Annotated in this window: 19 protein-coding genes; 18 read left to right on the top strand and 1 reads right to left on the bottom strand. The window is 35.5% G+C overall.

The genetic code is table 11. The features are described 5' to 3' along the window. Nucleotides 1-49 precede the first annotated feature (49 nt). The 18 genes from KQP79_RS21315 to KQP79_RS21230 all read left to right on the top strand — a co-directional run bounded on the left by KQP79_RS21315 (nucleotide 50) and on the right by KQP79_RS21230 (nucleotide 19,154). Nucleotides 50-715 (top strand): UpxY family transcription antiterminator, encoded by a 666-nt coding sequence (locus KQP79_RS21315; protein WP_264386559.1) that lies wholly within the window; start codon nucleotides 50-52, stop codon nucleotides 713-715. A gap of 66 nt (nucleotides 716-781) precedes the next feature. After that, nucleotides 782-1,894, top strand: a complete 1,113-nt coding sequence (locus KQP79_RS21310; protein WP_004309287.1) for an MraY family glycosyltransferase — start codon at nucleotides 782-784, stop codon at nucleotides 1,892-1,894. A 1-nt stretch (nucleotide 1,895) separates the two neighbouring features. Then, nucleotides 1,896-2,783, top strand: a complete 888-nt coding sequence (gene rfbA / locus KQP79_RS21305; protein WP_004309285.1) for a glucose-1-phosphate thymidylyltransferase RfbA — start codon at nucleotides 1,896-1,898, stop codon at nucleotides 2,781-2,783. A 4-nt stretch (nucleotides 2,784-2,787) separates the two neighbouring features. Next, nucleotides 2,788-3,852, top strand: a complete 1,065-nt coding sequence (rfbB, locus tag KQP79_RS21300) for a dTDP-glucose 4,6-dehydratase (RefSeq protein WP_004309284.1) — start codon at nucleotides 2,788-2,790, stop codon at nucleotides 3,850-3,852. A 5-nt stretch (nucleotides 3,853-3,857) separates the two neighbouring features. Beyond that, a complete protein-coding gene (locus tag KQP79_RS21295) occupies nucleotides 3,858-4,262 on the top strand; it encodes a sugar 3,4-ketoisomerase (RefSeq protein ID WP_004300047.1) in 405 nt (134 codons plus the stop codon). Further along, a complete protein-coding gene (locus tag KQP79_RS21290) occupies nucleotides 4,259-4,681 on the top strand; it encodes a sugar 3,4-ketoisomerase (RefSeq protein ID WP_004300044.1) in 423 nt (140 codons plus the stop codon). Before KQP79_RS21295 ends, KQP79_RS21290 begins: the two co-directional genes overlap by 4 nt. Next, nucleotides 4,678-5,337 carry an acetyltransferase gene (locus tag KQP79_RS21285; protein ID WP_004309283.1) on the top strand — a complete coding sequence of 220 codons (660 nt, stop codon included), beginning with the start codon at nucleotides 4,678-4,680 and terminating at the stop codon, nucleotides 5,335-5,337. The genes KQP79_RS21290 and KQP79_RS21285 overlap by 4 nt, the downstream gene beginning before the upstream one ends. 16 nt (nucleotides 5,338-5,353) lie before the next feature. Beyond that, nucleotides 5,354-6,853, top strand: coding sequence for an O-antigen translocase (locus tag KQP79_RS21280; RefSeq protein WP_004300040.1), 1,500 nt, complete (start codon nucleotides 5,354-5,356; stop codon nucleotides 6,851-6,853). Nucleotides 6,854-6,861: 8 nt separating this feature from the next. Then, nucleotides 6,862-8,154 carry a glycosyltransferase family 61 protein gene (locus KQP79_RS21275; protein WP_004309282.1) on the top strand — a complete coding sequence of 431 codons (1,293 nt, stop codon included), beginning with the start codon at nucleotides 6,862-6,864 and terminating at the stop codon, nucleotides 8,152-8,154. Nucleotides 8,155-8,299: 145 nt separating this feature from the next. Continuing rightward, nucleotides 8,300-9,325: a hypothetical protein gene (locus tag KQP79_RS21270; protein WP_224262690.1), complete on the top strand. Its 1,026-nt coding sequence runs from the start codon at nucleotides 8,300-8,302 to the stop codon at nucleotides 9,323-9,325. Then, nucleotides 9,322-10,437, top strand: coding sequence for a glycosyltransferase (locus KQP79_RS21265; RefSeq protein WP_004309280.1), 1,116 nt, complete (start codon nucleotides 9,322-9,324; stop codon nucleotides 10,435-10,437). Before KQP79_RS21270 ends, KQP79_RS21265 begins: the two co-directional genes overlap by 4 nt. Before the next feature lie 12 nt (nucleotides 10,438-10,449). After that, nucleotides 10,450-10,965 carry an acyltransferase gene (locus KQP79_RS21260; protein WP_004300033.1) on the top strand — a complete coding sequence of 172 codons (516 nt, stop codon included), beginning with the start codon at nucleotides 10,450-10,452 and terminating at the stop codon, nucleotides 10,963-10,965. Between the two features lie 7 nt (nucleotides 10,966-10,972). Beyond that, a complete protein-coding gene (locus KQP79_RS21255; RefSeq protein ID WP_004309278.1) occupies nucleotides 10,973-12,073 on the top strand; it encodes a DegT/DnrJ/EryC1/StrS family aminotransferase in 1,101 nt (366 codons plus the stop codon). Between the two features lie 7 nt (nucleotides 12,074-12,080). Next, nucleotides 12,081-13,325: a glycosyltransferase family 4 protein gene (locus KQP79_RS21250; protein ID WP_224262691.1), complete on the top strand. Its 1,245-nt coding sequence runs from the start codon at nucleotides 12,081-12,083 to the stop codon at nucleotides 13,323-13,325. Nucleotides 13,326-13,356: 31 nt separating this feature from the next. Continuing rightward, the gene (locus KQP79_RS21245) at nucleotides 13,357-14,349 is read left to right on the top strand and encodes an NAD-dependent epimerase/dehydratase family protein (protein WP_004300024.1); all 993 of its coding nucleotides are present in this window, start codon (nucleotides 13,357-13,359) and stop codon (nucleotides 14,347-14,349) included. A 12-nt stretch (nucleotides 14,350-14,361) separates the two neighbouring features. After that, nucleotides 14,362-15,156: a polysaccharide biosynthesis/export family protein gene (locus tag KQP79_RS21240; protein ID WP_004309275.1), complete on the top strand. Its 795-nt coding sequence runs from the start codon at nucleotides 14,362-14,364 to the stop codon at nucleotides 15,154-15,156. Nucleotides 15,157-15,165: 9 nt separating this feature from the next. Further along, the gene (locus KQP79_RS21235) at nucleotides 15,166-17,604 is read left to right on the top strand and encodes a GumC family protein (RefSeq protein WP_004309274.1); all 2,439 of its coding nucleotides are present in this window, start codon (nucleotides 15,166-15,168) and stop codon (nucleotides 17,602-17,604) included. Between the two features lie 503 nt (nucleotides 17,605-18,107). Further along, nucleotides 18,108-19,154 (top strand): mannose-1-phosphate guanylyltransferase, encoded by a 1,047-nt coding sequence (locus KQP79_RS21230; RefSeq protein ID WP_004309272.1) that lies wholly within the window; start codon nucleotides 18,108-18,110, stop codon nucleotides 19,152-19,154. A gap of 3 nt (nucleotides 19,155-19,157) precedes the next feature. Here KQP79_RS21230 and KQP79_RS21225 read toward each other — a convergent pair whose 3' ends face one another. Then, nucleotides 19,158-20,054 carry a helix-turn-helix domain-containing protein gene (locus tag KQP79_RS21225; protein ID WP_004300016.1) on the bottom strand — a complete coding sequence of 299 codons (897 nt, stop codon included), beginning with the start codon at nucleotides 20,052-20,054 and terminating at the stop codon, nucleotides 19,158-19,160. Between the last annotated feature and the right edge of the window lie 102 nt (nucleotides 20,055-20,156).

Genomic DNA, 20,156 nt, shown 5'->3' with positions numbered 1-20,156 from the left:
ATAATTTCCGTTACCTAAGAAGTAACGGAAACTTAAGGGGTAAAAAAGTATGATTCTAACGAAAGAAACTTTAAGTGCTGGGCCTAAAATTGGGACAGGGGAAGGCGTAGCACACTCTAAACGCTGGTATGTTGCTCTGGTCCGTATGCATCATGAGAAGAAAGTAGCCGAGCGTTTAGATAAAATGGGGATTGAAAATTTTGTACCGGTCCAGCAAGAAGTACATCAATGGAGTGACCGCCGTAAAGTGGTTGAATCCGTGTTGCTTCCGATGATGGTTTTTGTACATGCTGATCCTAAAGAACGTAAAGAGGTTCTTTCCTTTTCTACAGTTAGTCGTTATATGGTAATGCGCGGTGAGAGTAGTCCGACTATCATTCCTGATGAACAAATGGCCCGTTTCCGTTTTATGCTCGACTATTCCGAAGAGGCAATCTGTATGAATAGCGCTCCTTTGGCACGTGGTGAAAAAGTACGTGTTGTCAAAGGTCCTTTGACTGGTCTTGTNGAAGAGGCAATCTGTATGAATAGCGCTCCTTTGGCACGTGGTGAAAAAGTACGTGTTGTCAAAGGTCCTTTGACTGGTCTTGTAGGAGAGCTTGTCACGGTGGATGGCAGAAGTAAGATTGCTGTCCGGTTGAATATGCTGGGGTGCGCTTGTGCGGATATGCCGGTTGGGTATGTGGAAAAGATTGAAAATCAAGTTGCTGTATAAAAATGAATTATTGCATCAACTAAATGGGGCTTAATATTAAACTTTATTCATGAAATAATTATTCGAATGAATTATATATTTATAATCTTAGCTTTTGTTATTTCTGTCTGTATAGCGTTATTTGTCATACCTCGCATATTACTAATTTCTCTTCGTAAGAGATTATTTGATATACCAGATAAACGTAAAATCCATACATGTGCCATTCCACGTTTGGGGGGAGTTTCTTTTTTTCCAACGATATTATTTTCTTGTTGTTTGGTATTGGCATTCCGTACTATAACAGGATATTATATTTCAGATTTACATGCAACTTGTTTTTTATTGGAATGTTTGTTTTTAGTCTGTGGGTTGACTCTTTTATATTTGACAGGAATTACAGATGACCTTATTGGAGTGCGTTATCGCCAAAAGTTTGTGATACAAATTCTCTGTGCTTGTTTTTTTTCTGTCGCAGAGCTTTGGATAAATGACTTATATGGGTTATTGGGAATATATGCAATTCCAAATTGGATTGGTATTCCTTTTACTATATTGACCATTGTTTTCATTACTAATGCTATTAATTTAATAGATGGAATTGATGGATTAGCATCAGGATTGAGTAGTGTTGCGCTTTTGGTCTTTGGCCTTTTGTTTATAGAGAAAGGGCTGTGGATGTATAGTATGCTTGCGTTTAGTACCTTAGGTGTATTAGTTCCTTTCTTTTATTATAATGTTTTCGGTAATGCAGAACGGGCACGGAAAATATTTATGGGAGATACCGGCAGCTTAACTTTGGGGTATATACTAAGTTTTCTTGCTATCAAATATAGTCAGAACAATCCTGAGGTAATTTCTAATACCAAAGGTACTTTTCTTATAGCCTTTAGTACATTAATAATTCCAGCTTTTGATGTGATTCGTGTGGTAATGGTACGTTTGCGTAATGGAAAGAGCCCTTTTGAACCAGATAAGAATCATATTCATCATAAATTTTTGGCAATGGGATTTACACCCCGTAAAGCTATGATTATTATAATATTAATATCCTGTGCATTTAGTGTTGTAAATATTTTATTGATACCATGGGTGAATAATACTGTGATATTGATAGGAGATATTGTAGCCTGGATTGCTTTAAATCTTTGGTGGGATAAAGTGAGAGATAAGCGCACACATTTAAACAGATTATATTAAAATGAAAGGTATTGTTTTAGCCGGTGGATCTGGTACTCGTTTGTACCCTATTACCAAGGGAGTTAGTAAGCAGCTTCTTCCCATATTTGATAAACCGATGATTTATTATCCCATTTCGGTTTTGATGCTTGCAGGTATTCGTGAGATTTTAATAATTTCTACTCCGTATGACCTTCCTGGTTTTCAACGATTATTAGGTGATGGTTCTGATTTCGGTGTCCGTTTTGAATATGCAGAACAACCTTCGCCTGATGGTCTTGCGCAAGCATTCATTATTGGAGAGGAATTTATTGGTGATGATTCGGTTTGCTTGGTACTAGGAGATAATATTTTTCATGGTCAGGGGCTGACTTATATGCTAAAAGAAGCTGTACGCATGGCTGAAGAAGAAAACAAAGCTACTGTATTTGGCTATTGGGTATCAGATCCCGAACGTTATGGAGTTGCGGAATTTGATAAAAACGGTAATGTATTAGGATTGGAAGAAAAGCCTGTTCACCCAAAATCAAACTATGCTGTAGTGGGCCTTTATTTCTATCCCAATAAAGTGGTTAAAATAGCAAAGAATAGCAAGCCATCTGCACGTGGAGAATTGGAAATAACTACAGTAAACCAATGTTTCTTGGATACTAAAGAATTAAAAGTCCAACTTTTAGGACGTGGTTTTGCATGGCTTGATACTGGTACGCACGATTCTTTATCAGAGGCTAGTAATTTTATTGAAGTGATAGAAAAACGTCAGGGGTTAAAAATAGCTTGTTTAGAAGGAATTGCTTTTCGGAAAGGCTGGATTACTCCTGAAAAAATGATGGCATTGGCACAGCCGATGTTAAAGAATCAATACGGGAAATACTTGATGAATGTAATAGATGAATTAAAAGAGAAATAGAAAGATGAAGCGGAATATATTGATTACTGGTGGTGCAGGATTTATTGGAAGCCATGTTGTTCGCTTATTTGTGAATAAATATCCTGAGTATCATATTATAAATTTAGATAAGTTGACTTATGCTGGAAATTTAGCTAATTTGAAAGATATTGAAGGTCAGCCGAATTATACTTTTGTAAAAGCTGATATTTGTGACTTTGAGAGAATAATACAGCTTTTTAAACAGTATAATATTGATAGTGTGATACATTTGGCAGCAGAAAGCCATGTTGATCGTAGTATTAAAGATCCATTTATTTTTGCACAAACGAATGTGATGGGTACCCTTTCATTATTACAGGCAGCTAAGTTGGCTTGGGAAACTTCAGAAACGGGATATGATCATAAACTTTTTTATCATATTTCAACAGATGAAGTATATGGTGCATTAGATTTTGACGGAACATTCTTCACTGAACAAACAAAATATCAGCCACATAGTCCTTATTCTGCTAGCAAGGCTGGTAGTGATCATTTCGTACGTGCTTTTCATGATACATATGGAATGCCTGTTATTGTTACCAATTGCAGTAACAATTACGGGCCTTATCAATTTCCCGAAAAGCTTATACCTCTTTTTATTAATAATATCCGTCATGGTAAAGCCTTACCGGTTTATGGTAAGGGTGAGAATGTACGTGATTGGTTGTATGTAGTAGATCATGCACGTGCTATTGATATCATTTTTCATAAAGGAAAAATAGCTGAGACTTATAATATTGGTGGTTTCAATGAATGGACAAATATTGATTTAATTAAGGTTATCATTAAAACTGTGGATCGGTTATTGGGTAATCCGGACGGTACTTCCGAAAAGTTGATTACATATGTAGCTGACAGAAAAGGACATGATTTACGCTATGCTATTGATTCTAATAAGTTGAAAAAAGAATTAGGATGGGAACCGTCTTTGCAATTTGAGGAAGGTATTGAAAAAACTGTTCGCTGGTATTTGGAAAATAACGAATGGATGGAAAATATAGCGAGTGGAGAGTATAATAAGTATTATGAAAGTATGTACAAAATATAAAAGTTATGAATGTATCAGATTGTAGGTTGATTGATCTTCCAAAATTTTTGGATAAAAGAGGTAATCTCTCTTTTGCCGAGGAATTTAAGCATATTCCATTTAAAATAGAACGGACATATTGGATATACGATGTCCCTGGTGGAGAGAAACGTGGAGGGCATGCATATAAAGAAAATCAGGAATTTATTATTGCACTTTCCGGTAGTTTTGATGTGCTCTTGGATGATGGTAAAGAGAGGAGAAAAATCCATTTGAATCGTTCATACTATGGATTGTACGTACCAAAGCAGATATGGAGACAGATGGATAATTTTTCTACTAATTCGTTAGCTTTAATATTATCTTCAACTCCATATGGAGAAAATGATTATATACGTGATTACGAAACTTTCAAAAATACTGCATTATGAGTAAAAATAGTACAGTCTATGACTGCACAATTATAGAGCTTGATAAGCATCACAGAGATGAAGGTAATATCACTGTGGTTGAAAATGTTAAAACTGTTCCATTTGAAGTAAAACGTACCTATTATCTATACGATATACCAGGTGGCGAGGCGCGTGGTGGACACGCTCATAAAGAATTGTTTCAGCTGGTGATAGCTGCTAGCGGTAGTTTTAATGTAACAGTTGATGATGGCAGTGTGAAACGTACCTTTTCATTAAATCGTCCTTATCAAGGTCTATATATTGTTCCGGGAATGTGGAGAGAACTGGATAACTTTTCATCTGGAGCAGTGTGCCTGGTACTTGCTTCAATGCCTTATGATGAAGCTGATTATATACGAATATATAAGGATTTCTTGGAGTATAAGAATACAAAATGAAAAAGCGGGTATTGATAATTGGTGGTAATGGACATGGTTCTGTTATTGCAGCTTGTATAAAAGATAATCAGAAAAACGGATACGATGAAGATATTGAAATCTGTGGTTTTGTGAACGATTTTGTAGATAATGTAGATGAGTATGCTGTTTTGGGAGGTACTGATAGAATTCAGCATTTTGTCGATGAAGGGTATTATTTTATATGGGGAATACATATGATAGGACGAAATGTCTTGACAGAAGAACTGTTTAAGAGACTAAATGTTCCATTGGATAGATTAGTAACAATAATACATTATACAGCATTTATTGGAGAGAACGTGGTTCTTCATCCAGGGGTAGTGGTCATGTGTCATGCATATATTGCTCCTCGAACAGAACTGGGCATAGGGACAATGGTAAAATCCAATACTTGTATCGGACACGATGTTAAATGTGGACCATTATGTCATTTTGCAATGGGTTCGATAACCGGTTCATTGGTGGTTATAGGTAAGTGTGCTGATGTTTCTATAGGTGCTACAGTTTTAGAAAAGAGAAAGATTGGCAATTTTGCTATGGCAGGAGCAAGAAGTTTGGTTACTCATGATATACCAGACTCTGAAATACATGTAGGGTTACCTGCAAAATTCTTGAGAAGAATTATGGAAGATTAATTCAATAATACTAGGAATGTCAGAAGCAATGGACACTGAAAACAGAAACTCGTATAAACAAAGCCTAAAAGCTACATCATTGTTTGGAGGGGTTCAAATCTTTAATATACTTATACAAATCATCAGGTCTAAATTTGCTGCAGTATTATTAGGCCCTGAAGGGATGGGGGTTATGGGATTGCTTAATTCTACCATTACAATGATTTCATCCTTTACAAATTGTGGTTTAGGGACCAGTGCCGTACGTAATATTGCAGAAGCTAACGGAGCCAATGATACTAAACGTATAGCTTTAATTATTTCTGTATTTAGGAGATTGGTTTGGATTACCGGATTGACAGGTGCATTGATTTGTTTGGTTTCAGCTTCATTGTTAAGTCAAGTGACATTTGGAAATACAGATTTTACTTTTGCTTTTATAATACTTTCATTCTCGGTTTTATTGATGCAATTAACTTCCGGGCAAAATGCTTTAATGCAGGGGATGCGGAAGTATCGTTATTTGGCGAAGGCCAATGTAGTTGGCAATGCAGTCGGTTTAATATTTATCATACCGTTATATTATTTTTGGAAGATAGATGCTATTGTCCCTGTTTTATTGTTTTCGAATGCTTTGATTTTTATCCTGTCTTATATATATGCCCGCAAAATAAAGATTGAGAAGGAAGAAATAACCATTACGGATATAAAAGTTGAAGGGCGAGATATGTTGAAGATGGGAGTGTTGATCAGTCTTCAGGGTATGTTGGCAATATTAGCTTCCTATTTCATTCGTATTTTCATAAGTCGTATGGGTTCTATTGATGATGTCGGGTTGTTCAATGCGGGGTTTACAATAGTCAACACATATGTTGGATTGGTATTTACGGCTATGGCAACAGATTATTATCCCCGATTGTCAGCGATAGCTTCGGATAATGACTCATTTGTTAGGGCGATTAATCAGCAGGCTGAGATTTCGTTACTGTTGCTTGCTCCAATAATTATTGCTTTTATCGCTTATATACGGGTAGCTGTAGTAGTACTTTATTCTACAAAGTTTATACCTACTGAAGGTATGATGTATTGGGCAATGGCAGCCATGTTTTTTAAAGCCATGGCGTGGAGTATGTCTTATGGTTTATTAGCGAAAGGTGATTCCAAAGTATACTTTTGGAATGAATTTATTACAGTTTGTTATGGATTAATTTTTAATATGATAGGGTATTACTATTGGGGATTAATAGGACTTGGCATATCATCATTCATTAAATATGGATTCTATTTTTTGCAGCTATGGATCATTTGTCGAATAAAATGTAATCTCAAATTTACCAGATCAATAATGAAATTATTTATACTATTTTCTTGTATCACTGCCATAGTCCTTACCTGCAAAATATTAATGTTTGGCTGGAGTGGATACGCAGTGGTGACAGTGTTTTTAGTTTTAACGACATATTATTCATATACGGGACTAGATCGTAGGATAGGGATTAGGCAGGTTATAATAAACAAATTACATCGTAAAAACTAATATGATGGATGATGAAGAAAATATTGCTCGAAATAAAACATTCAATAAATAAAAGAATCGGAAATGCTATAGAAAGTATATCATGTAGACTCTATTATCATTCAAAAAAGAACAGTTGGGGGCATTGTTTATATGCGATGAATAATATGGTTTTACGTTGTGTTTCGTTTGTACCGTTTGAAGTTGTTAGTCATCATGTCTATGCGAAATCGCATTTGACTTCATCTATAATACCACTTATTACTAATAGAGTAGGGTATACAAGTAAGTTAACCTATGAGTTGGAGCCTTTGAAGAAAGAACTGATATCAGTTCCGATGCAAGATATTTTTATTTATAAACATGAAGGTGTTAGAATACAAGGAAATTCCGATTTTATCTTAAATGTGAAAGAAAAGTGTGTAATTAACGACTTCTGTTATAATATGAACGATCGCTATGTGATGTTTGATGGGCTTTTATTGCGGTTAAAGAATAATGTTGCTGTTTTACGTAACGATGGCGGTATTGGGAAATGTCGTTATTTGAAGTCTGGAATTATGCTTTCAGGGAAATTTTCATGTAATTACTATCATGAATTGTATGAAATTCTCATTAAACTGCTTGTCTTCAACAGAATAAACATATCAAAAGATGCTCCGTTGATAATCGATGAAATCGTAATGAAAATAGATTCTTTTAAAAAGATTTTTGAGATTCTTAATGAAACCCAACGTGACATAATTACTATAGGAGAAAAAGAAATAGTAGAATTTGGTACTTTATATTCTCTTTCTGCTGTGAATTCTATTGCACCTCATTATAGAGATATTACTGATCCTGATCATTTATTTGGGTTTGTTTTTGATTGTCATTTAACATTGCAAATGCGTGATAAATTGCTCTTGTTTAAGTCTAATTTAGCAACTCCGAAACGCATTTTTCTGACACGGAAGAGTACAAAAAAGAGGCATTATAATGAATCTGAAGTTTGGGGAGTACTTAAAGAATATGGGTTTGAAGTTGTTGCTCCCGAAACATACACTTTTTGTGAGCAAATGGCCTTGTTTAATAATGCTGACTATATTGTGGGTGGTTCTGGAGCTGCATTTACAAATTTATTGTTTTGTCATAGCGGTTGTAAGGTTATTTGTTTTAGATCCATAAGAAACTATTCTCCAATATTTTCGACTATTGCTAATATTGTCGATGTTAAAATGCGGTATTTAGCTGGTATTTCTGATAGTACAGTAGATTTACATGCTGATTACATTGTCAGCACTGATAAACTGAAAAAAATGATTGATTATAATGAGGATTAAAAATAGTAATGACATAACTTATTTTATAGGAGGTATATTACTTTTGTTAACTCTAAGGCCATTTTTTACTTGGAGTCTAAGTGGGTCTTATGCGCAAATTGTATTTCTTTTCCCATTGGCGATTCTATTCTGGCGGAATTATAGAATGAATAGATTGAATGTGCTGTATCTGTTTTTCTTTGTTTTTACCCTTTTGTTAGCTTCTATTTCTCAAAATCGTAATCTGATAGGATTCTTTTTTATGATTATTTTGGCAGCAGTACCTTTTGGATCGAAAAGATTTATGGTTAACGTGTTTGATAGGTACAAAACGTTATATTCTATAATAATTGGAATATCCATTTTGGTATGGCTGTTACTTTTCTTTGGTATTCCTGTCCCTGGAAAAATAATAGCTCCTTTGAATGCTGTAAAAACATATAATTATATTGCATATCCATTTTTAGTTATTCCCAACTATTTAGGGGCAGGTCTTGATGTTTATTTTCAATCATTAAGATTTTGTGGCCCTTTTGATGAGCCGGGTGTTGTTGGTACTATCGCCGGACTTATGCTGTATATAGATAATTTTAATCTGAAGGATAAAAGGAATATATTTATTTTAATTTCTGGACTTCTTTCATTGTCTCTATTTTTCTATGTCCTTTCTGCCATTTTTTTAGTGTATTTTTTATTTTCTAGAAATGTCAAGGTCGTATATAAATTCTTCATCTCTTCTTTAATGGCATTGTTAATTGTTTTTTCTATGCAAAATACAATGACTAGGTTGTTGATTTGGGATAGATTGGAATATGATAAAACACAAGGGATGATCAGTGGGGATAATAGGGCTGATAGTAGTTTAAAAAGTTATTTTAATTCTATTCAGGGTACAAGTCAATATTGGTGGGGGGTAGATAATAAGAGACAGTTGGCAAACTTCTCGGATAGTGCTGGTTATCGAAATGCAATTCTGTCCAATGGAGCTGTTGTCTGTATTATGTACCTGCTTTTCTTTGTTCTTTATGCCTTAAATCGTATAAAGTCCATATGGTATATTCTTATATTTATAACCTTGCTACTTGCTACATTATATCAGCGTCCTGGGTTATTTTCTGTTAATTATATCTTTCTATTTTCTATGTATATAGTAATGCACGACAAACGTGAAAATATAAAATTAAATCCATGATGCATATTTGTTATCTCACAGGGCTTTATTCTCGAAAAGACCCATTGATCTTTGACCGTCAGGGGAAGGCATTGGCAATGGCTGGCTATAAAGTTACTATTGTTGTTTGTGACTTAGAACCGAATGAAACAATTGATGGTATTGAGTTTATTTCGTGTAACTATAAGCCATGCTCGCGTATAGAGAGGATGCTGAATACCAAGAAATTTCTTTATAGGAAAGCACTGATGATAAATGCAGATGTATACCAAATTTCTGATCCGGAGCTATTATCTCTTGGGGTTAAATTGAAACATAAGGGATATAAAGTTGTATTTAATCTTCGTGAGTTTTATCCTGGCATCATTCATGATAAAGCATATTTGCCTAAAATGGCTCGTAATGTAATTGCAGTGCTGATGGAGAAATATCTGAAGTCATCTCTAAAGAAATATAATGCTGTATTTACTGTAACTGATGATACTGACAATCGCCTTGAAAAGTGGGGAATAAAGAATCATTATGTTATTAAAAATTTCCCTGTTGTATCTTCCAGGTTTACTTTATCCAAGGAGGAATATTTATCCCGTAAAAATGTTCTTGGATATATTGGAACAGTCTATTGGATTAGTTGTCAAAAAGAAGTATTAAAAGCTTTAGCGGAATTGCCGGATATCAAATATTATGTTGCAGGTGTGATTGAAGAAGGATATGTTGATGTTCTTGAAACTTTTCCAAACTGGAAGAATGTGGATTTTGCAGGGCCGTTTAAGAAAGAAGAGATATCAACAGTTTTTTCAAAAATGACTATTAGTAATACTCTTCGGGATTTTAGTCGGACAGGCAGTCCGAATGGATCTTTTGGTGTGTTGAAAATATTTGAAAGTATGGAGGCGGGGTTACCGGTGTTGCTTTCGGATGTGAAATGCTATCGTGAAATTGTAGAAAAATATAATTGTGGAATTTGTGTTGATCCACATAATTCGCAGCAAATAAAGGAGGCTATTCAATATTTAGTTGAAAATAAGGAAATGGCTTATCAGATGGGGCAAAATGGTCGGCGAGCAGTTTTAGAAGAGTATAACTGGGAAAGTCAGGCTAAACTATACATTGAAGTATTAACAAATATATAAAGCGAGGAATATATGATACACCCACTGGCTGACTGTCAAAGTAAATTAATTGGTGACGGGACTACTATATGGCAATTTTGTGTCATCTTAAATGGTGCTGTTATTGGAAGTAACTGCAATTTATGTGCCCATGTTTTTGTAGAGAATGATGTTATTATAGGTAACAATGTTACTGTAAAATCAGGAGTACAATTGTGGGATGGTCTAAGAGTAAAAGATAATGTTTTTATCGGAGCAAATGTCTCTTTTATTAATGATTTGATTCCTCGTTCAAAAGTCTATCCAAGTGAATTTTTAATGACGACACTTGAGGAACATTGTTCGATCGGAGCCAATTCTACAATAATGGGAGGATTGATTATTGGTGAGTACGCTCTTGTCGGGGCAGGAAGTGTTGTTACAAAAAATGTTCCGGCACATGAGATTTGGTTTGGTAATCCTGCATGTAAAAAAGGGTATATCACTAAAGATGGTATTGCTCTGGACTTAAATATGTGTGATAAAAATGGAGTTAAACATAAAATATAAAACGGATATGATTAAATTTTTAGATTTACAGAAAGTTACTGCAAAATATGCAGAAGAGATTCATGAAGCAGTATTGAGAGTCGTTGATTCAGGGTGGTATTTACAAGGCAAAGAAAATGCAATGTTTGAAACACATTATTCTTCATATATTGGTACTAAATATACTATAGGATGTGCTAACGGCCTTGATGCATTGATTTGGATTTTCCGTGCTTATATTGAAATGGGGATAATGAAACCTGGAGATGAAGTTATCGTTCCTGCAAATACCTATATTGCTTCTATTTTAGCCATTACTGAGAACGGACTCATTCCTGTGTTGGTTGAACCCAATCTGGAAACATATCAAATTGATGATTCTAAGATTGAAAAAGCTATAACTTCTCGTACAAGAGCTATACTTATAGTACATCTCTATGGTCAGTGTGCGTATACTGAGAAAATAGGAGAATTATGTGAAAAATATAATCTTAAGCTTGTAGAAGATAATGCGCAGGCACATGGCTGCAAATTTAATGGGAGAATGACAGGCTCGATAGGCGATGCTGCAGGGCATAGCTTTTATCCGGGTAAAAACTTAGGTGCATTAGGGGATGCAGGAGCTGTGACAACGAATGATGATGAGTTGGCACATATAGTAAGGTCGGTTGCTAATTACGGATCTGCAAAGAAATATGTTTTCCAATATGTAGGGCGTAATAGTCGTCTTGACGAAATTCAGGCAGCTATTCTTGATGTTAAACTCCGTTATCTTGATAATGATATACAATTAAGAAAAGAAGTTGCAAAATATTATATAGAAAACATTGAGAATCCAGCGATTATTTTGCCAATTGTGAAAGATTGGAATGCACATGTATTTCATCTTTTTACAATTCGTTGTGCAGATCGTGATGGCTTGCAACAATATTTAGCAGAGAATGATATTCAAACTAATATCCATTATCCTATTCCTCCTCATAAACAAGAATGCTATAAAGAATGGAATGATCTTAGCTTTCCAATTACAGAATTGATTCATGCTGAAGAATTGAGTATTCCAATGAGTCCTGTTATATCTATGGAAGAGGTTGAAAGGGTTGTAAAAGTGTTGAATGCTTGGAAGTAATAATCTTATGATGAAGAAAAAGACTATTTGGTTCATAAATAAAGATGCAGCACCTATTGAATTTTATGGCACTCATTTGAGAACAATAAAGTTGGCACAATATTTTCAATCAGAAGGCTATAATGTGAAATTGTTTTGTTCTAGTTATGTTCACAATAGAAACTTATGTTTGTCTGACTCTAATAAGACATTTGAAGAGAAAACTTATGATAATATCCCTTTTGTTTTAGTAAATGCAGGTTGTGGATCTACTAATGGGATAAGAAGGATTATATCATATTTTAGGTTTGCGGTTAAATTATTCATCCATAGAAAACAATTTGAGAAACCGGATGTGATAATTCATACATCTCGTATTCCTTTTGATATTCCAATTTATCAACTTGCTAAAAAGGTAAAAGCAAAATATATTGTGGATGTTACAGATTTATGGCCTGATTCATTCGTAAGCTTAGGCTTATTGGGAAAAAATAATCCATGCGTGAAAATTGCTTATTGTTTAGAACGATATATTTATAGTAAAGCAGACAACGTTGTTTTTTCTATGCCTGGTGCAGTTAATTATGTGAGAGAAAACGGATGGGATAGTGATCAGGGGGGGACAATTGATTTAAATAAATTGCATTATATAAATAATGGTATTGATTTGTCTGAGTTTAATGTTAACATGCAAAGATACAAAATAGAAGATTTTGATTTGGCAAACGATAAAACTTTCAATATTATTTATTTGGGAAGCATTCGATTGGCAAATAATCTTAAACTGCTTATAGATTCAGCTAAAATATTGCAGAATAATAGTGTGCAGGTCTTGATTTATGGTGATGGTGAGGATAGGGCTTTTTTAGAGCATTATTGTGAAGAACAACAGATTACAAACGTAAAATTTAAAGCAAAATGGACATCACCTGAGTATGTGCCATATATACTTTCAAAAGCAGATGTGAATGCTCTGAATTATTCTACTAATTTCGGGAAGTATGGTGGCAGTATGAATAAGATGTTTTTGGGACTGGCAAGTGGTAAACCATTATGTTGTAATGTGGGAATGCCATACAGTATCATATTAGAGGAGGGTGTCGGCATAGACTGTAAGTTAACTGATCCGCAGGATTATGCCGCTGCTATACTTTCGCTTAAAAACTTGCCTTCTGATGAGTATCAGACAATATGTAATAAAGCGAAAAAAGCAGCCGAAAAATATGATTATGCGAAACTATGCGTGAAATTTAAAGATGTCTGTAATTTGTAAATTGTTAGTAAAAAGATAATTAGTAAAAAACATGAAAATAACTTTAATTGGTGCGTCAGGTTTTGTCGGGACTCGTTTGATTACACTTTTGAAAAAAGCACAAAGATATGAGATGTTGAATATTGATTTGCAACAAAGTCGTTTCTTTCCAGAAGTTACAGCAATTGGTGATGTACGTGATCAGGATTATTTAGATAAGAAATTGGAAGGGGCTGAATGTGTTGTTTTATTAGCAGCACAGCATCGGGATGATGTTGTTCCGGTATCTCTTTATTATGATACAAATGTAGGTGGTATAGAAAAGACATTAAAAGCAATGGAGAAAAATAATATAAAACGAATCATTTTTTTTTCATCTGTTGCAGTATATGGTCTAAATAAAAAGAATCCAAATGAAGAATATCCGGCAGATCCGTTTAATCACTATGGGAAAAGTAAATGGCAGGCAGAGCAAATTTTGCATGAATGGTATAAGTTACATCCGGATTGGAATATTGATATTATTCGTCCAACAGTCATTTTTGGAGAACGTAACAGAGGCAATGTGTACAATTTATTAAAGCAAATTGCGAGTGGAAAGTTTCTAATGATTGGTTCTGGAAACAATAAAAAGTCAATGGCTTATGTCGGTAATGTTGTTGCTTTTGTAAAATACATGATTGATGAGGTTCGGACAGGTTATAATGTGTTTAATTATGTTGACAAGCCGGATTTTACAATGAATGAACTAGTGGCTCATGTGAGCAAAGTTATGAATAAACATATTCCGGCTACTCATTTCCCTTATTGGTTGGGCATGATAGGAGGATATTGTTTTGATATATTTGCTTGCATTACTCGTAAGAAATTGGCAGTAAGTTCTGTGCGTGTGAAGAAGTTTTGTGCAACAACTGAATTTGATGCTGCTAAAATACATTCTTCTGTTTTTAAAGCTCCTTATTCTTTAGGAGAGGGGCTGGCAAGAACTTTAGAGTTTGAATTTATATACCCCCCTACAGATGATATTACTTTTAAAAGTGAATAAGATGATAAGAATATGGAAAAAGTAAATAAACTAATATGTGTGATATTGTTGTCTTTTTTATTAGCAGCATGTCAATCTTATAAAAAGGTACCTTATTTGCAAGACGTGGAAGCAGTCAATCAAGCTACTCAGCAGGAAACTCTTTATGATGCAAAGATCATGCCGAAAGATTTATTGACAATTGTGGTTTCGTGTACCAGTCCGGAACTAGCTGCACCCTTTAACTTGACAATTGCCAGCCCGTCTAATTTATCAATACAGTACACTACTACTCAGCCTGTGTTACAACAATATTTGGTTGACAATGAAGGGAAAATATCTTTTCCAGTATTAGGAGCACTGACAGTTGGAGGGCTTACAAAGAAACAGGCAGAGCAGTTAATCGTTGATAAATTGAAGCCTTATATGAAAGAAAATCCTATTGTTACAGTACGTATGGTAAATTATAAGATATCAGTCATTGGAGAGGTTGCTCGACCGGGTACATTTACTATTTCTAATGAGAAGGTGAATCTATTGGAGGCATTGGCCATGGCTGGTGATATGACGGTATACGGTCTTCGTGATAATGTGAAGCTGATTCGTGAGGACGCAAATGGCAAACAGCAAATTGTCACTTTGGATTTAAATAATGCCGAAACGATTCTTTCACCTTACTATTGGTTACAACAGAATGATATTGTTTATATAACTCCCAATAAAGCAAAGGCTCGAAATTCTGATGTGGGCAATAGTACCAGCCTCTGGTTCTCCGCTACCTCTATCTTGGTATCCGTTGTCAGCCTATTAGTAAACATCTTAAAATAACGATTTGCAATGAAAGAAACAGAATTCAACGGAACACAAGAGCCTAAGGAAGAAAGTATAGATGTCAAGGAACTGCTGTTTAAGTATTTGCTCCATTGGCCTTGGTTTGTGGGGGCGGTTGTGGTATGTTTGATTACAGCATGGGTCTATTTGTATATAGCTACTCCTGTGTATAACATATCTGCTACGGTTTTAATAAAGGACGATAAAAAGGGAGGTAGTGCCGGAATGCTTTCTGGGCTAGAGAGTTTGGGATTGGATGGTTTGATGTCTTCTTCACAGAATATTGATAACGAGATTGAAGTGCTCCGTTCCAAGACTATCGTCAAAGAAGTGGTTGAAGATTTGGGCCTCTATATTTCTTATACGGATGAGGATGAATTTCTTTCCAGGAATATGTATAAAACTTCACCTGTACAAGTGAGCATGACTCCGCAGGAGGCCGATTTATTGGAGAAACCGATAATTGTGGAGATGATATTGCAACCACAAGGAAGTCTGGATGTGAATGTGAAGCTTGGCGATGATGAATATCAGAAACATTTCGAAAAGTTACCGGCTGTTTTTCCTACCGATAAAGGAACATTGGCTTTTTTCCTGACACCGGATTCTGTATTATCTAAAAAAATATTGGAAAAAAATACAGATTCAGAAAAGACTACACGTAATATTACAGCAACAATTAATAAGCCTTTGGCTGTAGCGAAAGGGTATTGCAAAAATATGACTATTGAGCCTACTTCCAAGACCACTTCTGTGGCTGTCATATCATTGAAAAACTCAAATGTACAACGCGGCAAGGATTTTATCAATAAGTTATTGGAGATGTATAATATCAATACGAATAATGATAAGAATGAAGTGGCACAGAAAACAGCAGAATTTATCAATGAACGTATTAGTATTATTTCTAAAGAACTGGGTAGTACGGAAAAGGATCTGGAAAGTTTCAAACGTGGGGCGGGTATTACGGATTTGACCAGTGATGCACAAATAGCTTTGACGGGTAGTGCTGAATATGAAAAGAAGCGTGTGGAGAATCAAACCCAGATTAATTTGCTGCAGGATTTGCAAAAATATATGCAAAATGAAGGTTATGAGGTTTTACCTAGTAATATCGGATTGCAGGATGTGAATCTTGCGGCTGCCATCAACCGTTATAATGATGTGCTTGTTGAGAGAAAACGTTTGCTGCGTACATCAACGGAGAATAATCCTACCATTATAAACTTGGATACAAGTATTCATGCCATGAAAGAGAATGTACAAGTATCTTTAGACAGGGTTTTGCGTGGATTGTTGATTACAAAGGCAGATTTGGATCGTGAAGCGAATCGTTATTCCCGTCGTATTAGTGAGGCACCTGGTCAGGAGCGTGAGTTTGTGAGTATTGCTCGCCAACAGGAGATAAAGGCCGGACTTTATTTGATGCTTCTTCAGAAGCGTGAAGAGAATGCGATAACTCTGGCTGCTACAGCCAATAATGCGAAGATTATAGATGACGCTATAGCGGATGATACTCCTGTATCTCCTAGAGGCAAGATAATTTATCTGGTTGCTTTAGTGTTAGGAATCGGAATTCCGGTGGGGATTATTTACCTGCTCGAATTAACCAAATTCAAGATTGAAGGTCGTTCTGATGTAGAAAAGCTTACTTGTGTGCCTATTGTTGGTGATATTCCATTGACTGATGAAAAGCAGGGTACTATTGCTGTATTTGAGAATCACAATAACTTGATGAGTGAAACTTTCCGCAATATCCGAACGAATCTTCAGTTTATGCTTGAAAATGACAAGAAGGTGATTCTGGTTACTTCTACGGTTAGTGGTGAGGGTAAATCTTTCATTTCTGCTAATCTTGCTATTAGTCTTTCTTTATTAGGGAAGAAAGTAGTAATCGTTGGTCTTGATATTCGTAAACCGGGCTTGAATAAAGTATTTAATATTCCGAGAAAAGAAGTTGGTATAACTCAATATTTGGCTAATCCGGAAAAGAACTTGATGGATTTAGTACAGCTTTCTGATGTAAGTAAGAATCTTTATATTCTTCCCGGTGGAACAGTTCCTCCTAATCCTACCGAATTATTGGCTCGTGATGGACTGGATAAAGCGATTGAAACTCTTAAGAAGAATTTTGATTATGTGATTCTGGATACAGCTCCTGTTGGTATGGTAACTGATACCTTGTTGATAGGACGTGTGGCTGACCTGTCTGTTTATGTCTGCCGTGCAGACTATACTCATAAAAACGAGTATACTTTGATCAACGAACTTGCTAAAAAAGATAAATTGCCTAGCCTGTGTACTGTAATCAATGGTTTGGATCTGAAAAGAAGAAAATACGGTTATTATTACGGTTATGGTAAATATGGCAAGTTCTATGGTTATGGTAAGCGCTATGGTTACGGTTATGGATATGGAGAACATTTTCATGACAAGGAGTCATAAATTCAACCAAAATATAGCGGTTAATAAACTTTGACATAGAATTCGCCAATATATATTTTATTGGTGATCGAGATTTTTTTAAGTTAATAATGTCATAGAGTACTTTTAATACTTTACACAAAAGTGAGATGGAACATGTAGGTCCCTAACTTCATGCTACACATATGAAGCACCCTACATTTTGTGGTCAGGAAATGTACGGCGGTGTATTCCTGATCAATGCCCTCATGTCGGTGTAAATCCGATGTGATTTCTATTATATCAACTGTCTGTGAAGATCGTTGATATTTGAAATGATATTATCACTAGATAATATACAACTCAAAACGGGAGACAGCACTTTTGTTGTCTTCCGTTTTTATATTGAATACTTCTTCATTATAAATATTGGTACTTTATCGGGAGCTTACAAATACTCTTATTTTTATTTGCTGTTTTGGACATTTTGAAGTACCTTGCACACCTATTTTAAAGAATATTTTTTTAACAGGAGAATAACAGGTATGGATAATCATGTTGTAATAATGGCTGGTGGCATAGGGAGCCGCTTTTGGCCGATGAGCACTCCGGAATGTCCTAAACAATTTATTGATGTAATGGGATGTGGCCGGTCGCTGATTCAGTTGACGGCAGACCGTTTCGACGGTGTTTGCCCTAGGGAAAATATGTGGGTCGTAACTTCTGAAAAATACATTGATATTGTTCGGGAGCAGTTGCCGGAAATTCCGGAAAGTAATATTTTGGCGGAGCCTTGTGCGCGCAATACTGCGCCCTGCATTGCTTTTGCTTGCTGGAAGATCAAGAAAAAACATCCGAATGCTAACATTGTAGTAACTCCTTCGGATGCATTAGTCATTGATACGGGAGAATTCCGTAGAGTGATGGAGAAAGCCCTTCGTTTCACAGATGATGGCAGCGCTATTGTAACGATAGGTATCCGGCCAACTCGTCCGGAAACCGGATACGGATATATTGCTGCTGCCGATCAGCTCCAGACAGATAAAGAGATTTATACAGTAGATGCATTTAAGGAAAAACCGGATAAAGAGACTGCCGAAAAGTATCTGGCAGAAGGCAATTCCTTCTGGAATGCGGGAATCTTTGTATGGAATGTGCGTACTATTACTTCCGTGATGCGTGTATATGCTCCGGGCATCGCACAAATTTTCGATCGCATTTTCCCCGATTTCTATACAGAGAAAGAGAATGAAACAATCAAGAAGTTATTCCCTACTTGCGAAAGCATTTCTATCGACTATGCAGTGATGGAGAAAGCACAGGAGATTTATGTACTTCCCGCTTCTTTTGGTTGGTCAGATCTGGGTACATGGGGAGCACTTCGCGGTTTGCTTCCACAGGATAAGTCTGGAAATGCAACCGTAGGAACCGATATCCGTTTGTACGAAAGTAAAAATTGTATTGTGCATGCCAGCGAAGAAAAACGAGTAGTCATTCAAGGCTTGGATGGATATATCATTGCAGAGAAAGATAACACATTATTGATCTGCAAGCTGGAAGAAGAGCAAAGAATTAAGGAATTCTCGAAATAAAATTTATTTCGAGAATTGATACTCATGTGGTGTCATTCCTGTCATTCGCTTAAAGAACTTCGAGAAAAAAGAAGGATTAGGGAAGTTCAATTCATCAGAAATTTGATAAACAAGCAGATTGCTATGTTTTAGCAATACTTTAGCTTCTAATATAATGGACTGGTTTATCCAGTCCATTACTGTTTGTTGACTGGTTTGGCGGATGATCGTATTAAGATAACGAGGAGTGAGACATAGCTTATCCGCATAAAAACTAACATTACGTTCTTTCTTGCTATAAGCATTGACTAAAGAAATGAAACGCTGGAAAATCTCTTCCTGATGTGTCTGACAGCTCTGTTCTTTTTGATTGTTGTTTTTGACAAGATATTCTATATTGCACAAAAGACTGATTAGTAGATATTGAATAGCTTCCCGTCGGAACGTCGGTTCTTGTAATATATTCCATATTAAAGCAAAATAACTCTTAAACAAGTCGTATTCATGTGAGGTCAGAGATAATATGAGGTTTTTCTGTAACTGTGAGAGATGAGTGAAGAAATTGTCTTTTCCGGCTATAGAAAGAAATTCCGCGTCCATGGCTACCATCTGCATATCAAAATCCGGAGAGACTTCTATAATCTGAAGAATGGAATTCGGAACAATTAATAGTAGCTTGTCCGGCTGAAAAGTTTCTTCTATCAGGTTGATTAATACGCGTGCATATCCCTGTTTGATAACTGCGATACGTCCCTCTTTGATACGATAAGGTTGATCTATTGTGATAAGATTGGATTCTATTTTGGCGAAGCTGTTTACGAATCCGAAATGCGGAGATATGAAACGAAATTCGTTAAATCGGACGATATCCGGATTTTCTAAGATTTCGAGACCTATATTTAATGGTATTTTCTTTTCCATCTTTATCTGTTTTTTCCGCCAAAGATAATAAAAATCAGCAAATAGCCTTTTATTCTTTCTCTTTATCGAACTATTGGAACATTTTTACTAACTATCGGAATG

Origin of the sequence: Bacteroides sp. DH3716P (genome assembly GCF_025914115.1) — a bacterium.
Classification (GTDB): domain Bacteria; phylum Bacteroidota; class Bacteroidia; order Bacteroidales; family Bacteroidaceae; genus Bacteroides; species Bacteroides ovatus.
Note: the sequence above shows the minus strand (reverse complement) of the source record. Positions and strands in the feature narration are given on the sequence as shown.